Source organism: Halomonas faecis (assembly GCF_010993975.1).
Classification (GTDB): Bacteria; Pseudomonadota; Gammaproteobacteria; order Pseudomonadales; family Halomonadaceae; genus Halomonas; species Halomonas faecis.
Genome location: NZ_JAACZO010000011.1, coordinates 95,245 through 113,267, shown reverse-complemented (window position 1 = coordinate 113,267; position 18,023 = coordinate 95,245). Strand labels below are relative to the sequence as shown.

Sequence of the window (18,023 nt, the reverse complement as noted above, 5' to 3'; positions counted from 1 at the left end):
TGTCATGGCTCGCACGGCCGAACCCCGCACCCTTTGAGAATCACCCGGGTGAGGAAGGCGGTGATCTCCTCGACGTCGGCATCGCTAAGTTCATCTTTACCGGTGATGCCGTGCACCTGGGCTTCGAAGTCGGCGTAGTGCTGGGTCGCCGACCAGATCAGAAAGATCAGCCATACCGGATCGACGGGATCCATCAAGCCGCGTTCGGCCCACTGCTCGAAGATGCGCGCCCGCGCCTGCACCCAATCACGCAGTTCGCCGCGCAGGTACCCCTGCAGGAAGGGAGCGCCACCGAGAATCTCCGCTGCAAACAGCCGCGAGCCTTCCGGATGACGACGGGAGAGCTGCATCTTGCTACGGATGAACGCCTCGAGGACTTGCGCCGGGTCGTCCTCCACCGAGATGTCGTCGAGCAGCGCATTCCAGCGTGCCATCATGCGCTCGAGCAAGCGCACGTAGAGCCCGCGCTTGCTGCCCATGTAATAGAGCACGTTGGACTTGGGAAGCCCTGCCGCCTCGGCGATGGCCTGCACGCTGGCACCCCGATAGCCGTGACGGGCGAAGACTCGCTCGGCGGCGGCGAGAATCTCTTGCTCGTTGCGCGCCCGTGTGGCGCCGTTGCCGGCCCCGACCTCTCGTGGCCGCTTGAGCGTTACGATTTCTGTCGACTCGGTCTCGGACATCGGCCGTCCCCGCTTACCTGGAAGGCAAGAGAGTGCCTGACGGTCCGGCGTCCTGCAATCGCCAGTCACGCTCCGGATGCCTCGACACCCCGCACCTCTTGCAAAGTGCGGCAGTCTGACCCATGCTGAAAACATCCTGACCATTCGGTCAACACATGACGACAAGCGACCCTGACTCCGTCGACCCACGACGTTCCACCACAAGCCTGACAAGAAGAGACGGTGATGATCGACTTCCTGCTCAACGGGCAACGCCGCCAGTGTGCGGTTTCACCCGACACCAGCGTGCTGGAGCTGCTACGCGACACCCTCGGCCAGACCGGCACCAAGGAGGGCTGCGCCTCCGGCGACTGCGGTGCCTGCACCGTCGCCATCGGCGAGACCGGCCCCGAAGGCCAGGTGAACTACCACAGCACCAATGCTTGCATCACGCCCGCCCACCAGTTGCAGGGGCGGCAGTTGGTCACCGTCGAGGGCCTGGCCCAGGGTGACGCCCTGCATCCCGCTCAGGCAGCGATGGTGGCCTGTCACGGCAGCCAGTGCGGCTTCTGCACGCCGGGCATCGTGATGTCGCTGTTCACCCTGCATGAGGCGCAGCGCGGCGAACGCCAGATACCCTCGCCGCTCACCCCGCAGCGGCTCGAGGCGGCGCTCGGCGGAAACCTGTGCCGCTGTACCGGCTACCGGCCGATCCGCGATGCCGCCCTGACCATGAGCGAGCATCCCGAACGGCGCCCCCAGTGGCTCGACGCCGCGGCACCGCAACCCACCGCTTCGTCTTCCGATGCGCCTTTCGCGCAGCCCGAGACCCTGGCCGAGCTGGTCGAACTGCGGCGCCGCCATCCCGAGGCTCGCCTGGTGGCCGGCGCCACCGACCTGTGGCTCGAGGTCACCCAGCGACTCACGCGCTTCGAGCGACTGATCGACGTGACCCGCGTCGCCGAACTGAACGCCATCGAGGCAACGACCCTCGGCGACGGCCGCCACGGCTGGTGGATCGGCGCATCCGTCACCTACTCCCGCCTCGAACCGCTTCTGGAGGAACGCTTCGAGCCCTTTGCCCACCTGCTGCACCGGCTGGGCTCGGCACAGATTCGCAACCGCGGCACCCTAGGCGGCAATATCGCCAACGCTTCGCCCATCGGCGACACGCCCCCGGTGTTGCTGACGCTCGGCTCGCGCCTGTGGCTGGCCGGACCCGACGGCGAACGCGAGCTGCCGCTCGACGACTTCTTTCTCGGCTACAAGCAGACGGCACTGCGCGAGGGCGAGGTGATCCGCGCCATTTTCCTGCCGCACCCGGATCCGCAGCGACACCTCGCGGTATGGAAGCTGTCCAAGCGGCGAGAGGATGATATATCCGCGGTGCTGGGCGCCTTCAGCTGGCGACTCGAGGACGGCGTGATGCGCGACGTACGACTCGCCTTCGGCGGCATGGCGGCAACTCCCAAGCGTGCCCGCGCCACCGAGGCCGCTCTGGAATGCCAGGCGCCGACCCGCGCTGCCTTCGAGACGGCGCGCCTGGCCCTGGGCGATGACTTCCAGCCAATGTCCGACGTCCGTGGCAGCGCCCAGTATCGGCAGCTGTCGGCCACCAATCTGCTCGAACGCCTGCGCCTGACGATCATGCAGGGCGAAACCGACAGCCCCCGGGAGGTGATGCTCCATGCGTACGCTCACTAAGCTGGACGACCTGGCGGCCAGCGAGACGGCCGACCTCGACCCAACGTCGGCACGCAGCCGCGAAACGCAGCGGGGACGCATCGAGGGCGACGGTCCGCAGGCACGGGCAGCCGAATCCCAAGCCAGCGTCTCGCACCGGCACGCCCAAGCCCACGAGAGTGCCGTCAAGCACGTCACCGGCCGTGCCGCCTACATCGACGATCTCAAGGCACCGGCAGACTGCCTGCATCTGGCACTCGCTCTCTCGCCGGTGGCCCATGGCCGGCTGACCCGGCTCGATCTGGCGAAGGTCCGGGCCATGCCGGGCGTGGTCGACGCGGTCGGCTTTGCCGACGTACCCGGTCACACCGATATCGGCCCGGTCTTCCCCGGCGATCCGATCTTCGTCGAGGAGGAGATCAGCTACGCCGGCCAGGTGCTCTTCGCCGTGGCCGCCGAGAGCCATCGTGCCGCCCGCGAGGCGGTGAGCGCAGCTCTGGCCCAGAGGATCGCCGAGATCGACGAACGACCGGCGAGCCTCGATCCGGTCGTCGCCGCCGAGCGCGGCGAGTTCGTGCGCCCCACCCATGTCCAGCAGAGCGGCGACTGGGAGCGAGCACTGGCCGATGCCGCCCATGTCATCGAGGCCGAGCAGTTCGTCGGCGGTCAGGAGCACTTCTATCTCGAAGGCCAGGCCTGCCTGGTACAGCCCACCGAAGACGAGGGCGTCATCGTCCACACCTCGAATCAGCATCCCAGCGAGACCCAGAAGCTGGTCGCCGAGGTGCTGGGCATCCCCTTCCATGCCGTCACCGTGGAGGTCCGTCGCATGGGCGGTGGCTTCGGTGGCAAGGAGACCCAGGCCTCGCCCTGGGCCTGCATCGCCGCACTGATCGCCCGGCGTACCGGTCGCACCACCCGCATCCGCCTGCCGCGCGCCGAGGACATGCGCGTCACCGGCAAGCGTCACCCCTTCAACAACCGCTATCGGCTGGGCATCGATGAGGCAGGCGTCATCCAGGGCGGCGAGATCACCGTGATCGGCGACTGCGGCTACTCGCCGGACCTCTCCGAGGCCATCGTCGATCGCGCCATGTTCCACAGCGACAACGCCTACTCGCTGGGCGAAGCCCGCGTCACCGGCCATCGTGCCCGCACCCACACTGCGTCCAACACTGCCTTCCGCGGTTTCGGCGGCCCCCAGGGCATGATGGCGATCGAAGCAGCGATGGACGACATCGCTCGGCGTATCGGCGAAGATCCACTGACGGTCCGCAAACGCAACCTGTATCGCGTCGACCGCCAGATGACTCACTATGGCCAACAGGTCGACCAGATCGACCTGCTGCACGAGCTCGTCGAACGGCTCGAAGCCAGCAGCGACTACTGGACGCGACGCCGCGCGATCGCCGACTTCAACGCCGAGAGCCCCGTCATCAAGCGCGGCCTGGCGCTCACCCCGGTGAAATTCGGCATCTCCTTCACCGCCAAGCACCTCAACCAGGCCGGCGCGCTGCTGCACGTCTATACCGACGGCAGCGTGCAGATCAACCACGGCGGCACCGAGATGGGCCAGGGCCTGCACACCAAGATCTGTCAGGTGGTGGCTCGCGAGCTGGGACTCGACACCGACAGGGTGCGCATCACCGCCACGCGCACCGACAAGGTGCCCAACACCTCGCCCACCGCAGCGTCGAGCGGCGCCGACCTGAACGGCCAGGCGGCTCGCGATGCCTGCGTCAGGCTCAAGGAGCGACTGTTCGACTTTGCCCACGATTTCCTTCATACGGAACAAGGGCTGGAACGCGAGACCATGCGCCTGGAAGCCGGCCACCTGGTAGCAGGCCAGGGCGAGAGCGAACGGCGCATTCCCTGGGGCGAGCTGGTCCAGTCCGCCTACCTGGGGCGTATCTCGCTCTCCGAGAAGGGTTTCTACGCCACGCCGCTGATTCACTACGACCGCAACGTCGGCCAGGGCCGTCCCTTCTACTACTACGCCTTCGGCGCCGCCGTGGCGGAGGTCAGCGTCGACACCCTGACCGGCGAATATCAGGTGGACCGGGTCGACATCCTCCACGACGTCGGCGATTCGCTGAATCCGGCCATCGACATCGGCCAGGTGGAGGGTGGATTCATCCAGGGAATGGGCTGGCTAACCAGTGAAGAGCTGAAATGGAACGACGCCGGCCAGCTGATTTCCGACGGCCCGGCCACTTACAAGATCCCCACCTTCGGCGACCTGCCGCCGGTGTTCAACGTCGAGCTCCTGGAAGGCCACCCCAACTCCATGGCTAGCATCTACCGCTCCAAGGCGGTGGGCGAGCCGCCCTTCATGCTGGCGATCTCGGTTTGGTCGGCGTTGCGCGATGCGCTGGCGAGCCTCGCCGACTACCGCGAATCGCCGCGCCTCGACACCCCGGCCACGCCTGAGCGAGTGCTGCTCGCCGCCGAGACGCTGCGCGCACGCCATGCCCCGGGGATGACGTCGCAGGAGAAGGCGCCATGAGCGACCGACCCGAACCCTGGCACGCCGCATTGCACCGCCTGCAGCACGAAGGCCTGCCCCACGTGCTGGCCACCCAGGTGACCAGCGCCGGCTCCACGCCCCGCGAGCCCGGTGCACGCATGGTGATCACCGCGGACGCCGCCTTCGATACCCTGGGCGGCGGCAACTTCGAGTGGCAGACCATCGCGGCGGCCCGCGAACGGCTGGCGGGCGGCGAGGTTGGCATGAGCCTCGAGGCCTTCTCGCTCGGCGGACGCAGCGGCCAGTGCTGTGGCGGCTTCGTCAACGTCCTGCTGGAGGTCTTCCCCGGTAGCCAGACTGACCTGGCCGTGTTCGGGGCCGGCCACGTCGGCCAAGAGATCGTGCGTCTGACCGCGCCGCTGCCGTGGCGGGTACTCTGGCACGACAGTCGGGACGACGCCTTCCCCGACTGGGCCGCCGATCAACCGCGCCTCGAGTGCCGGGTCTGCCCCGACCCCGAGGCCGCCGTGGCGGCCCTGCCGGCCGGCTGCCACACTCTGGTGCTGACCCACGATCATGCCGAAGACCGCGAGCTGGTGGACGCCCTGCTGAATCGCGGCAACATGGCGTCCATCGGCCTGATCGGTTCGCAAAGCAAGTGGGCGAGCTTCCGCTCGCGGCTGACCGATGCCGGCCACGACGAAGTGGCACTGGCAAGGGTGCGTTGCCCCATCGGCACGGCGGCGGGTGGCACCGGGGGTGACAAGACGCCCTACGCCATCGCGCTGGCCGCCCTCGCCGAGCTGCTGCCGCTGGTGGGCAATGGCGAACGCGCCGACCAGCGCGGACTCGATCCAGCTGAACTGCGCCAGATATTAGGCTAGCGGCTTCTTTAGACAGGAGCTATGCCGCGGCCAGGCCTTCGCGAAGGCGCTGTAAACCCATCCTTGGGCGCTACAGTTGCCATCCATGGCAAATGACCTTCGCTGCGACCTGACCCCGGCCGCTCCGGTTCCATGCTCATGCAAGCGTAAGATTCTATCGACAACGAGCCTGACCTCATGACGACCCACGATACGCGCGTGCTGCGCGCCGAACTGCTGAGTTTCGACGCCGACCCCGGCGAGAATGACACGCCGGCTGAAGGCAGCGTGCGCCACATCCCGGACGGCGCCCTATGGATCCAGGACGGCCGCATCCGTGCCGTCGACGACTATGCCCGCCTGGCACCCGAGCTGCCCGAAGGCATCGAAGTCACCGACCACCGGGGCAAACTGATCGCCCCCGGTTTCATCGACAGCCACGTACACTACGTGCAGCTGGAGGTCATGGCCTCCTACGGTCGACAGCTGCTCGATTGGCTCAACGAGTACACCTTTCCCGAGGAGTGCCGCTTCGCCGAACGGGAGCATGCCGAGCGCCTGGCCGACGCCTTCCTCGACGAGATGCTGCGGGTCGGCACCACCACCGCCCAGGTATTCTGCTCCAGCCATCCGGTTTCCGTAGATGCCTTCTTCACGGCGAGCCAGCGCCGCGGCCTGTGCATGCTCGCCGGCAAGGTGCTGATGGACCGCCATGCGCCGGAGGCGCTCACCGACGACACCCAAGGTGGCATCCGCGACACCGAACGCCTGATCGCCGACTGGCACGGCAGGGAACGCCTCGGCTACAGCGTGACACCGCGCTTCGCCCCGACCTCCACCCGTGGGCAGCTCGATGCCGCCGGAGGGCTGTTGCGCAACGACGCGACCCTGTGGCTGCAAACCCACCTCGCCGAAAACACCGGCGAGCTGGACTGGGTGGCGGAACTGTTCCCCGAGAGTCGCGACTACCTCGAGGTCTACGAACGGTCCGGTCTGGTGGGGCCGCGCAGTACCTTCGCCCACGGCATCCACCTCGACCGCGCGATGCGCGAACGACTCGCCAACCGCGGTGCCAACCTGGCCTTCTGCCCCAGTTCCAATCTCTTCCTGGGCAGCGGCCTCTTCGACCGCCTGGCCGCCCGCGAGGCCGACCTCAACGTCAGCTATGCCAGCGACGTGGGCGGCGGCACCGATCTCTCGGGACTGGCCACGCTCAAGACGGCTTATCAGGTAGGCCAACTGCGCGGCCAGCCGCTGACTGCCTGGCAGGGCTTCTACGGGCTCACGCTGGGCAACGCCCGAGCGCTGTCGCTGGACGACCGCATCGGCCGTCTGGCCAAGGGGATGGACGCCGACTTCGTGGTGCTCGACCCGCAGGCCACCCCACTGCTCGCCCGACGCACGTCACGCTGCCGGAACCTCGGCGAAACCCTCTTCGCGTTGATGATGCTGGGCGACGACCGCAGCGTGGCCGAGGCCTGGGCGGGGGGCATCTGCCAACACCGCCGCGCCGGCTGAGAAAATTTCGTATACAAAAAATTCTGCAACGGTGGCTGAGATCCACCGAGTCGCGCTCTTCGACAAGCGGCGACTCGTCTTCCTGTGTCTATAGCGTGGTTAAAATCCACACAGAATGGAACGATCGTCAAGAATCTCTCTGTATCCACGGCGTTGAAGTCGCGTATACCACATTGGTCGTAGCATACCTGTCCAAACGGTCAATACCCAGCTAGGCTGTGCCCAAGCCTTCTGACCATTCGGTCAATGCAAGGCGCTTACGGCACTCCCACTCCAACAACAAGGGATCCCCTCTATGGAACCAACCTCGACTCCCCTTGCCGATCAGAGCACAGCCTCCCGTCCCTCCGATACCCACTGGTTGGACCGCTACTTCGGCGTGACCCGTCGCGGCTCGTCGCTGCGCACCGAGATACTCGCCGGCATAGCCACTTTCCTGGCCTCGATGTACATCATCGTGGTGAACCCGGCGATTCTTTCCGATGCCGGCATCCCCTTCTCGGCGGCCCTCTCCGCCACCGTGCTGATCAGTTTCATGAGCAGCCTGGCCATGGGGCTCTATGCACGAAACCCGATCCTGGTGGCCCCGGGCATGGGCATGAATGCCCTGTTCACCTACACCCTGGTGCTCGGCGCCGGCCTCTCCTGGGAGGTGGCTCTCGGCTGCGTCTTCTGGTCCGGAGTGCTGTTTGCGACGCTGGCGGTGTTCAACGTGCGCAAGGCCATCATCGAGGCGATTCCCGCCTCGCTGCGCTACGCCATCACCTGCGGCATTGGCCTGTTCATCACCTTCATCGGCTTCAAGAACGCTGGCTTCATCGTCGGCAGCGACGCCACCCTGGTGACACTGGGCAGCTTCGAGCCCTCCCTGATCACCTTCTTCATCGGCATGATGGCCACGGCGATCCTCGTGATCCTGCGCTTCAACGGCGCGCTGATCCTGGGCATCGCCCTGACCACGCTGCTGGCAACGCCCATGGGGCGGCTATGGGGCGGAGATGTCGTGGTCGAATGGAGCGGTCTGGCCGCCTGGCCCGACTTCGGCGCAGTGATGCAGGTGGACATCTGGGGAGCACTCAAGGTCGCCTACCTGCCGTTCATCTTCGTGATGCTGTTCACCAACTTCTTCGATGCGCTGTCGTGCTTCATGGCGCTCTCCGAGTCGGCCGACCTCAAGGACAAGGACGGCAACCCGCGCAACCTAAAGCGCTCCATGACCGTGGATGCTTTCGCTTCGATGATCGCCGCCCCGCTCGGCACCAGCGCCGCCCAGACCTTCATCGAATCCGGCGCCGGGGTCGCCCAGGGCGGTCGCACCGGACTGGTCGCCGTGGTCATCGCCCTGCTCTTCCTGCCCTTCCTGTTCCTGTCGCCGCTGCTGTCTCTGGTACCCAGCATCGCGACGGCGCCGGCGCTGGTGCTGGTGGGGCTGTTCATGATGGCCCCGATCGGCAAGATAGAGTGGTCGCGCTTCGAGCAGGCGTTTCCGGCCTTCCTGGCCATCATCCTGATGCCGCTGACCTACTCGATCACTCTCGGCATCGCTTTCGGCTTCTTGAGCTTCGTGATGATCCAGCTGTGCATCGGGCGTGTGGCCGCCATCAAACCGGCCATGTGGATCTCGGCGGCACTCAGCGTGGTGCTGCTGATCACGACTCAGTAGCCACTCGCCCACGTGTACGCATCAAACGACCACGTGGGCGGCGTTGCGTCCCTCCGCCTTGGCCCGGTAGAGCGCCTCGTCGGCCCGCTGGAGAAGGCTGTCGAGGCTCTCGCCGGGAGCGGCCAGGCAGGCGCCGATGCTCACGGTGATCGACTCCCCTGCCATCTCCAGCTCCTCGACCCCACGCCGCAGTCGTTCCGCAATCCGGTCGAGGGCATCCGCATCGCAAGGCGACAGCAATACCAGGAACTCGTCCCCGCCCCAGCGAGAGGCCTTGTCGTAGGGGCGAAGTTCCGCATGCAGCACGTCCGCTACCGCCTGCAGCGCCCGATCACCGACCGCATGCCCTTGGGTATCATTGATCTGCTTGAAGCGGTCGAGGTCGAGCCACAGCAAGCCGAACGTTGTCCCTTCCCTCCGAGTACGTTCGATCACCTCTTCCAGCAGCGCCTGCATGCCCCGGCGATTGATCAAGCCAGTCAGCACATCACGGCTGGCGACGTGCTCGAGCTCCTCGGTACGCTCACGGACCCGCTGCTCCAGTTGCTCGGTGTGGTTGCGAATCGCATCGGCCATGGCCTGAAAGTGCTGGATGAGACGCCCCATCTCCCCGCGCCCCAGAGGCAGGCGAGAGAACGTGAAATGGCCATCGCGGACCTGGGCCATCGCACGCTCCAGCGCCGCCATCGGTGCCAGCAGCTGATGACGTAGTGCCAGATAGACGACCAGCAGCGTCACCAGCAACGTCAGCACGAACACCACCGCCACCGGCGTGAAGCTCGACAGCGGCATCAGGGTATCCAAGTCGAGAAGCGTCACCTCGAACCAGCCGATGCTAGGCAAGTAGGCCACACCGGCAAGCTGACGCTTGCCTTCCACGGTCACGAAAGCGGTCCGTACCTTGGGGCCCTGTTCCGGCGCATCGCGCAGCTCGCGCATCAGAGACTCGAGGGCTGCGGCATCCTCGGGCAGATCGACGAGCAGGTCCAGGGTGCGCTTCTGGCCTTCGGGCTTGACGAAGCTGGCATAATCGATGAGCCGACGGTCGCGATAGAGTTGGATGGCGCCGCTGTAGTCCACGAACATCGTCGTGATGCCCGGCTGCTCGATATCGATGATCTCTTCGAGAAACCCCTCGAGTTCCATGCCGGTCCCCACCACCCCGAGGATCTCGCCGCTCTCGTCGCGCATCAGCACGTCGATCCACAGCTTGGTGACACCGAGCTCGACGTCGGGATTGACGTTGAGGTGGAAATCCCGCCCTTCCTCGATCAGCCGGTAGAACCAGGCGTCCGCCGGTCGTCCCTCGCGCAGATGGTAGCGGAAGGGGTTCTCGGCATACGCGTTGTCTGCATTGTTATGGTAGTAAGCGCCATTGGACTCGAGGGCGACGAAATAGCTGCGATCACGAAAATTGCGCCGGAAGCTCTCCATCTCGGCATAGGCCTGGGCGCGTCGCTGCGCATCGCCCGGCTCCTTGGCCCAGCGCTGCAGCACCCGCGAGTCGGCCATCTGCTGAGCCAGGGCGATCTCGCGCTCCATCGGCTGTAGCAGCCGACCGCTGTCGTACTGGACCTGAATGGTCGCCACACGCTCGCCCCACTGCGCTATGATCGCCTCGGTGACGCGGTGGAAGACGTTCCAGGCAGCCACCGAGGCAAGGATCACCAGGCCGGCGGCCAGCAGCAGGAAGCGGGTCTTGAGGCTCAAGGGGCAACCCTCCCTGGTCGGCTGCGAAAAGTCACATCGTGTAACGCATTAAACCGCAACGCGACAGGGAATACATCCGTGTGTCACCGCAAAGCGACAGATCATTGACGGTGAATGACCGCATCGACGATGCGGAATACGACCAAGAACAGCAGCACGGCCAGGAAGAGACTGGGCATGAGGTAATCGGCCCGGGTCAGGATCCACAGGTGAGCCACTCCCAGCGCGGCCGAGACATAAACGAGGCGATGCAGCCAGTGCCAGGCGCGCTCCCCCATGGCCGACCGCACTCTCCGGAAAGAGGTAACGGCAAGGGGAACCAGCAACAACAGACCCGCGGCCCCATAGCGAACGTAAGGGAGATCGACCATGTCCTTGGCGATCCACGGCCAGTCCCAGTACTGATCCAGCCCCATCCAGCTCAACATGTGAGCCAGCAGCCAGAAGAATGCCCATAGGCCGATCTGACGGCGCGCTATCATGAAACCGACCCAGCCGGTGAGCCGGAAAGCCGGACCGAAGGCAATGGTCGTCAACAGCAGGATCAGCCCGGTACGCCCCGCAAAGTGAACGACGGCCTCGCTAGGCACCGCGCCGAGATCGCCCCAGAACCACTGCCAGGCGATCCAGATGGCCGGTGCGATACAGCCAGCCAGTACCAGCAGGCGAAAAGCAGTAATGCGGGCTCGAGCGCTGAGCATCCCTTCTCCTTGCATCGCCGGGTTGCAAACCCGGTTCAATAATGGCGATCGAGGTCCATGCCGGCGTAGAGGTCGGCGACTTCTTCACCATAGCCGTTGAACATCAGCGTCTCGCGCTTGCCGCCCTCGCCGATGCGACGCTCGCGAGCCTGGGTCCAGCGGGGATGGTCGACTTGCGGGTTGACGTTGGCAAAGAAGCCGTACTCCTCGGGGTTCTGCGCCACCCAGGACGGGGTGGGGCGCTGTTCCGTCAACACGATTCTCACCACCGACTTGATGCTCTTGAAGCCATACTTCCAGGGCACCACGAGCCGGATCGGGGCACCGTTCTGGTTGGGCATGACCTCGCCATACATGCCCACGGCCAGCAACGTCAAAGGATGCATCGCCTCGTCGATGCGCAGCGCCTCACGGTAGGGCCAGTCGAGGATGGAGCGGCGCTGTCCACGCAAGTTGTCGGGATCGTGGATCGCCTCGAACAGCACGTACTTGGCCCGCGATGTGGGCTCATGCCGCTTCAACAGATCGCGTAGCGGGAAACCGACCCACGGAATGACCATGGACCAGGCCTCCACGCAGCGCAGGCGATAGATACGCTCTTCCAGCGCCTCTCTGCTGAGCACGTCCTCCAGGGCCAGCGTGCCGGGCTTGTCCACTTCCCCCTCGACGGTCAGCGACCAAGGGTCGGTGACGAGCTTGTGAGCGTAGACCTCGGGGTCGCTCTTGCGAGTGCCGAGCTCATAGAAGTTGTTGTAGGTCGTAACGTCTTCGTAGTCGGTCGTCGTCTCGCCGCCCGCCAGTCGCTGAGTGGGCAAATCGCCGCCCAGCCGGCCTCGCAAGGCCTCCCGCCAGGCCGCGGCATCACGCGGCCACAGCAGTCCCGGCGCCGCTGCCGCTGCGCCCAGGGCGAAGCCGCGGCGCAGGAAGCGACGCCGCGCATCGAATAGCGCCTTGGGCGTCACCTCGGATTCCGACAAGGCCGGATAGCGATAGCGTGACATGAAACCTCCTGAGGGCCCCTGGAGCGGGCAGTGTCACCACCTTGTACAGAAACTGTCCAGCGTTCCGTCGACGACTCGGGTAAAAACTTGACGTAGAGCAAGGTGCATCGTTATCCGAGTATTACGCTTGGTTGATAATGGTCAAGTACGAGCAATAACCTGTCTTCGGCACACGATGCAACCCCACCAATCACTGGGGAAAAAAGACCAAAGCGCCGTGACCATCGACCATCAGGGAGAACGATCATGATCCATGCCGCCATGCTGAAACCGGCCCGCCTCGCCGCCGCCGTCGCCCTCGGCAGCACCCTCGCCATCGCCGGCACCGCCGTGGCCGACGACGGACTCGGCGATTACCGCGACCGCTTCGAGCCGCTGCCCCACCTGCCGCCGATTCCCGCTGACAACTCATTGACGGAAGAGAAGATCGAACTCGGCAGCATGCTGTTCTTCGAGCCGCGCATCTCCTCCAGCGGTGTGATCAGCTGTGCCACCTGCCACAACCCGGCGCTCGGCTGGAGCGATCGCATTCCGCGCGCCACCGGCCATGACGGCCAGATCGGCGCACGCAACACGCCCACCGTGCTCAACTCCGGTTTCCTCGGTTCCCAGTTCTGGGACGGCCGCGAACCCGACCTGGAAGGACAGGCACTGGGGCCGATCGAAGCCGACGTGGAAATGGCCATGGACCTCGAGCAGGCCCTGGAGCGTCTGGAAGGCTTCGACGTCTATCAGGACAAATTCGCCGCGGCCTACCCGGATGCCGACGATCCCATCAGTGCCGACAACCTGGCCAAGGCCATCGCCAGCTTCGAGCGTACCCTCAACACGCCCGACTCGCCGTTCGACCGCTACCTGCGCGGCGACCTGGAAGCGCTCAGCCAACAGCAGAAAGACGGCATGGTCGCCTTCGTGGACAACGGCTGTATCGCCTGCCACCGTGGCCCGGCGCTCACCGACAGCAACTTCCACGCCATCCAGGTGCCGGGCTCCACCGACGTGGGTCGCTTCGACGTCACCGGCGACGAAGCGGATCGCCACAAGTTCCGCACCCCGACACTGCGCAACGTGGCCGTCACCTATCCCTACATGAACAACGGTGCCACCGAAACCCTCGAGGAAGCCGTGGCCATCATGGGTGAAGAGATGCTGAATCGCGAATTCGACGACGAGACTATCGCCGACATCACCGCCTTCCTGCATTCTCTCACCGGCGAAATGCCCGAGTTCGAGGTTCCAGCGCTGCCGTAACCGCTCGACGACGAGACAGGACGCATACGCCCCCGGTTCGCCGGGGGTTTTGCGTTTCCGCTCGCCGCCGCGGCGCTCTCAGCGACAGTCGGCGAGCCGGCGTCGCAGATCATGACGTCGCGCCTCGCTCATGAAGGCAGAGTCGATCGCGGTTTCCGCCAACTGAGCGAAGATCTCGCGAGACCAGCCGAACGCCTGCTGGCAGGCACGAAAGTTGTCGAGCATGCCGCCGCCGAAATACGCCGGATCGTCGGAATTGAGCGTCAGCCGAAGACCGGCATCGAGCAGGCGCGGCAGCGGGTGATCCTCGATCCGCTCGACCACCTTGAGACGCACGTTGGAAAGCGGACAGACGGTCAACACCACGTCCTCGTCGCAGAGCCGCTGGACCAACTCAGGATCTTCGAGACAGCGCACCCCATGATCGATGCGGCAGACGTCCAACTGGTCGAGCGCCTCGCGAATGTACTCGGGCGGCCCCTCCTCGCCGGCATGCGCCACCCGTGGGATGCCGAGCATCCGCGCCCGCTCGAAGACCTCGCGGAACTTCGACGGTGGATGGCCCCGCTCGGCACTATCCAACCCCACGGCATCCAGCGTCTCCCAGTAGGGGGCGGCGCGCTCGAGAAGCTGCATCGCTTCCACGGCCGGGCGGTCACGCAGGAAGGCCATGATCATCGCCGTGGACAGCCCCAGTTCACGCTCGGCCTCACGCCGCGCCGTGCCGAGCCCTTCCATCACCGTTGCCAGCTCTACGCCACGGGCCTGATGGGCCTGCGGATCGAAGTGCATTTCCACGTGCACGACGCCCTCGGCATGGGCGCGGCGGAAATAATCCATGGCCAGATCGTGGAAATCCTCGGCGGTGCGCAGCACGCTCATGCCCTGATAGTAGAGGCCGAGAAACGACGGCAGGTCGGCGAAATCGTAGGCCGCGCGCACCGCTTCCACATCGGCGTAGGGCAGCGTGACCCCATTGCGCCGAGCGAGCGCGAACATCAACTCGGGTTCGAGAGTTCCCTCGATGTGCAGGTGAAGCTCGGCTTTCGGCAACCGCTTGAGAAAATCATCCATTGCGCACCTCGTTGGGCATTGTTGTCGCTTTCCCGACATCCTGACCGATCGCACAATGTCGTGCAAAGCCAGTCAGTTGCCCAGCCACCAGGTGGGCATGGTGCGTCACACCGGGTGGCACGGTGGAGCCGTCATCCAACTGGTGAACCAGAAACAGCACCGTTCGCCCTTGCAGCCACGCATCTAGCCTGGGCACGAGCGACTCGACGGTTTCTCGATCGAGTCCGGCAAACGGCTCGTCGAGAATGACCAGGCCCGGATCGCGAAGCCACAATCGGGCCAGTGCCAGTCGCCGTGCCTGACCGCCGGACAGCGCACGCCCGCCCTCTCCCACCGGCGTCGCCAGCCCCTCCGACAATGTCTCGACCCAGTCGGCCAGGGTCACCCAGTCGAGCGCCCGCCACAGTCGTTCATCGGATGCCGCGGGATCGGCAATGCGCAGATTGTCGGCCAGGCTGCCCTCGAAAAGATCGATGCGTTGGCCCAGCAGGCCGACGCGCTCACGCAGGGAGGTCTCGTCGATCTCCGCCAACGGGACGCCCCCCAGACGAATGTCGCCGGCAGTGGGCAAGAGTTGGCGGGTCAACAGCGCAGCGATGCTGCTCTTACCGGCACCCGAGCTTCCCGTCAATGCCAGGCGTTCTCCACCATTCAGGGACAGACTCACCGTTTCCAGTGCGAGCTGCCAGACGCCCGGATAACGCAGACTCACCCCGCTCAGCGACAGCGCAAGGGGCCCGTCGCCAAGCCGTCGGCAACGTCCCGAAGGAGCGCGCTGCTCGGCCGCAACCAGAGCGTTGAGGCGCTCGGCGGCGGCCCTGGTCGTCCCCAGTGACGTGAAGGCGTTGGGCAACAAGGCCAGGGCTTCGCCGATGGCCAGCACCGCCAGCGGCAGCATCACCATCACTGCGCCACTCACGGCCTCGCGCTGCCAGGCGGCAGCGGCCAACCACAGGGTTGCCAGCATGGCAAGCCCAACCGCCAGGCCCACCACTGCCGTTCCCAGGGCAGTCACCCCGGCAAGCCTGCGCTGTGCGGCATGCAGACGTCGCTGGCACCCCTGGAGCCGACGGCGATGGCGCTCCGTGCAGTCGTGAGCCTCGAGCTCCGCCAAGCCCTGCAGGTGTTCGACGGCCAGACTGCGCAACCGCTGGCGGTACCCAACCTGGGCCCGACTGGCCGCCATGCCGAGCCACGCCTGACCGAGGGTCAACCACAGCCAGGCCAGCACCAGGCCGATAGCCACCCACCACGCGAGCGTCGGCAGCCACAGCCCGAGAAACGCCGCCAGCAAGCCGATCAACGCCAGAGACACCGCTGGCGGGGCCAGCAAGCGCAGGTAGAGACCGTCCAGGGTATCGATATCGGCGGTGAGACGGGTCAGCCAATCACTGGCCCGCTGCTGCGCCAGGGTGGCCCCATCCAGCCGCGACAGCACGGCAAACAGCGAGCCGCGCAGGTCCGCCAGCAGGCGCAACACGGTATCGTGGTTGTAGAGCCGCTCCAGGTAACGCGCCACGGTCCGGGTCACGGCAAAGGCACGGATGCCGCCTCCGGGCACGTGAACGTCCAGGCTCGCCATGACCGCCATCCCGGTCAAGGCACTGGCGGTGATGAACCAACCCGAAAGCGCCAGCAAGCCAATGGCGGCCATCAGCGTCAACCCCAGCAGCCCGGCGCCAACCCACAGGCGCCGTCGGCGCCGCACCAGCAGGCGCAACCAGGGCCGCAGGGCCCCGACACCCAGCCCATCACCCATCGCTCTCCTCCCCCGGGGATTCGCCGAGACGCCCGTCGGCAATGTACCGGCATTGCGAGGCGAGACGCATCAGTGCCGGATGGTGCGTGGCGATGACCAGAGCGCGCCCTTCGCCGGCCAGAGACTGCAAGGCCGCCACGATCCGTGCTTCGCTGACCTCGTCGAGATTGGCGGTGGGTTCGTCGAGCAGCAGCAGGTCGGCGTCGCTGAGAAACAGCCGTGCCAACGCCACTCGCTGGGCCTGACCGCCCGAGATTCCGCTGCCTCGTTCACCGAGGGGCGTATCCAGCCCCTGGGGCAAGCTCGCCAATAGCTCAGCCAGCCCCGCTTTCGACAACGCCGCCTCGAGGTCTGCATCGCTGGCCGTGGGCGCCGTCAAACGCAGGTTGTCTGCCAAGGTGCCCTGAACCAACCACGGGCGCTGATCCATCCAGGCCAGCCGCAGGCCGTCCCTGGCGCAGCGCTGGCCCGAATCCGGCCCTACGAAGCCGGCCAGCACATGCAACAGCGATGACTTGCCGCCGCCCGATGGACCGGTGATAGCCACCGTTTCGCCGGGCAGCACGGCCATGTCCAGCGGTCCGAGAACCCGTCCACGCCGGGGGTGAATCAGCGTGACACCGACCAGGCTCACCAGAGCAGGGGCGTCCGGCCTGGGCGGCGCCTTGCCACGCTGGGGATGCGGCCGCTCGGAGAGCAGCGTGAACATGCCTCCGGCGGCCCCCAGGGCGGCGGCACGGTCGTGATAGTGCTGGGCCAGGCTGCGCAGCGGCTGGAAGAACTCCGGTGCCAGCAGCAGTATCAGAAGACCACTGAACAGGGTCAGTTCGGACGACGGCCCATAGCCGATGTAGCCGAGCAGACCGAAACCGACGTAGACGGCCACCATGGCGATGGCCACCGAGGCGAAGAACTCCAGCACCGCCGAGGAGAGAAACGCCAATCGCAGCGGCCGCAGGCTGAGCTGCCGGTAACGGTCGGCCGCCGCTTCCACCTCGCAAGTCGCCTCGACCGTACGGCCGAACAGTTGCAGCGTGGTCAACCCCCGCACGCGGTCCAAGAAATGCCCGGCCAACCGCGTCACGGCGGCGAACTGGTCGCGATTGACCCGTTCGGCCCCAACCCCCACCAGCGCCATGAACAGAGGAATCAGAGGCGCCGCCAGCAGCAGGAAGATCGCTGCCAGCCAATCGAGCCACGCCACTATCGAGAGAATCGCCATCGGCACCGCCAATGCCAGGATGCACTGCGGCAGAAAACGGGCAAAATAGCCGTCGAGCGCCTCGACCTGTTCCACGAGCTGGCTTGCCACCCCACCCGCAGCATGCTCAGCGCCTCGCACCGGCCCCAGCGCGGCCAGATGATCGAGCAACTCGGCGCGCACACGAGTGCGAATGCGCAGGCTCGCTTCCTGCCCCGCCACCTCCTGCCCCCATTGAGCCAGGGCGCGCAGCACGAGGCAGCCAGCCAGGGCGAGAAAGGCTGGCGTCAACGATGCCAGCTCGGCATCGGCCGCCAGCAGCTGGCTGACGATCCATGCCAGCAACCCGAGTTGCACCAGGGTCGACGCGCTGGCGGCAAGGCCCGCGGCCACGGCGAGCGACAGCCAGCCACGCTGCCCAGCGGCATGGCGAAACAGCCAGCGTTGCGCGTCCGGAGCCCGGGGCATGG

At 66.0% G+C, this 18,023-nt stretch carries 13 protein-coding genes; 6 read left to right on the top strand and 7 right to left on the bottom strand.

Features of this window, described 5'->3' with window-relative positions:
- Positions 1 to 2 precede the first annotated feature (2 nt).
- On the bottom strand, positions 3 to 683 hold the full coding sequence (locus GFD32_RS05980; protein WP_163575652.1) for a TetR/AcrR family transcriptional regulator: 681 nt from the start codon (positions 681 to 683) through the stop codon (positions 3 to 5).
- 225 nt (positions 684 to 908) lie between these two features.
- Between GFD32_RS05980 and xdhA the strand changes: the two genes are divergently transcribed.
- The 5 genes from xdhA (at position 909) to GFD32_RS05955 (ending at position 8,856) form a co-directional block, all read left to right on the top strand.
- On the top strand, positions 909 to 2,366 hold the full coding sequence (gene xdhA, locus GFD32_RS05975; RefSeq protein WP_163575651.1) for a xanthine dehydrogenase small subunit: 1,458 nt from the start codon (positions 909 to 911) through the stop codon (positions 2,364 to 2,366).
- Positions 2,350 to 4,851, top strand: a complete 2,502-nt coding sequence (xdhB, locus tag GFD32_RS05970; RefSeq protein WP_163575650.1) for a xanthine dehydrogenase molybdopterin binding subunit — start codon at positions 2,350 to 2,352, stop codon at positions 4,849 to 4,851. Before xdhA ends, xdhB begins: the two co-directional genes overlap by 17 nt.
- Positions 4,848 to 5,696 (top strand): xanthine dehydrogenase accessory protein XdhC, encoded by an 849-nt coding sequence (gene xdhC / locus GFD32_RS05965; protein ID WP_163575649.1) that lies wholly within the window; start codon positions 4,848 to 4,850, stop codon positions 5,694 to 5,696. Before xdhB ends, xdhC begins: the two co-directional genes overlap by 4 nt.
- 177 nt (positions 5,697 to 5,873) lie before the next feature.
- Entirely contained in the window at positions 5,874 to 7,193 is a 1,320-nt protein-coding gene (gene guaD / locus GFD32_RS05960) for a guanine deaminase (RefSeq protein WP_163575648.1), read from the top strand.
- 295 nt (positions 7,194 to 7,488) lie between these two features.
- Positions 7,489 to 8,856 carry an NCS2 family permease gene (locus tag GFD32_RS05955; RefSeq protein WP_163575647.1) on the top strand — a complete coding sequence of 456 codons (1,368 nt, stop codon included), beginning with the start codon at positions 7,489 to 7,491 and terminating at the stop codon, positions 8,854 to 8,856.
- 21 nt (positions 8,857 to 8,877) lie between these two features.
- Here GFD32_RS05955 and GFD32_RS05950 read toward each other — a convergent pair whose 3' ends face one another.
- The 3 genes from GFD32_RS05950 to msrP form a co-directional block, all read right to left on the bottom strand.
- A complete protein-coding gene (locus GFD32_RS05950) occupies positions 8,878 to 10,566 on the bottom strand; it encodes a sensor domain-containing diguanylate cyclase (protein ID WP_163575646.1) in 1,689 nt (562 codons plus the stop codon).
- Positions 10,567 to 10,667: 101 nt separating this feature from the next.
- Complete coding sequence (locus tag GFD32_RS05945) at positions 10,668 to 11,267, bottom strand: protein-methionine-sulfoxide reductase heme-binding subunit MsrQ (protein WP_163575645.1); 600 nt, start codon at positions 11,265 to 11,267, stop codon at positions 10,668 to 10,670.
- A gap of 35 nt (positions 11,268 to 11,302) precedes the next feature.
- Positions 11,303 to 12,268, bottom strand: a complete 966-nt coding sequence (gene msrP, locus GFD32_RS05940; RefSeq protein WP_163575644.1) for a protein-methionine-sulfoxide reductase catalytic subunit MsrP — start codon at positions 12,266 to 12,268, stop codon at positions 11,303 to 11,305.
- 246 nt (positions 12,269 to 12,514) lie between these two features.
- On the opposite strand from msrP, the gene GFD32_RS05935 reads away from it, so the two are divergent.
- Positions 12,515 to 13,519, top strand: a complete 1,005-nt coding sequence (locus GFD32_RS05935; RefSeq protein WP_163575643.1) for a cytochrome-c peroxidase — start codon at positions 12,515 to 12,517, stop codon at positions 13,517 to 13,519.
- A 78-nt stretch (positions 13,520 to 13,597) separates the two neighbouring features.
- On the opposite strand, the gene GFD32_RS05930 is transcribed toward GFD32_RS05935, so the two are convergent.
- The 3 genes from GFD32_RS05930 to cydD are packed head-to-tail and all read right to left on the bottom strand — an operon-like array spanning position 13,598 to position 18,021.
- Positions 13,598 to 14,593, bottom strand: coding sequence for an adenosine deaminase (locus GFD32_RS05930; RefSeq protein WP_163575642.1), 996 nt, complete (start codon positions 14,591 to 14,593; stop codon positions 13,598 to 13,600).
- A complete protein-coding gene (gene cydC / locus GFD32_RS05925) occupies positions 14,586 to 16,352 on the bottom strand; it encodes a thiol reductant ABC exporter subunit CydC (protein WP_163575641.1) in 1,767 nt (588 codons plus the stop codon). The genes GFD32_RS05930 and cydC overlap by 8 nt, the downstream gene beginning before the upstream one ends.
- Positions 16,345 to 18,021, bottom strand: coding sequence for a thiol reductant ABC exporter subunit CydD (gene cydD, locus GFD32_RS05920; RefSeq protein WP_163575640.1), 1,677 nt, complete (start codon positions 18,019 to 18,021; stop codon positions 16,345 to 16,347). The genes cydC and cydD overlap by 8 nt, the downstream gene beginning before the upstream one ends.
- Between the last annotated feature and the right edge of the window lie 2 nt (positions 18,022 to 18,023).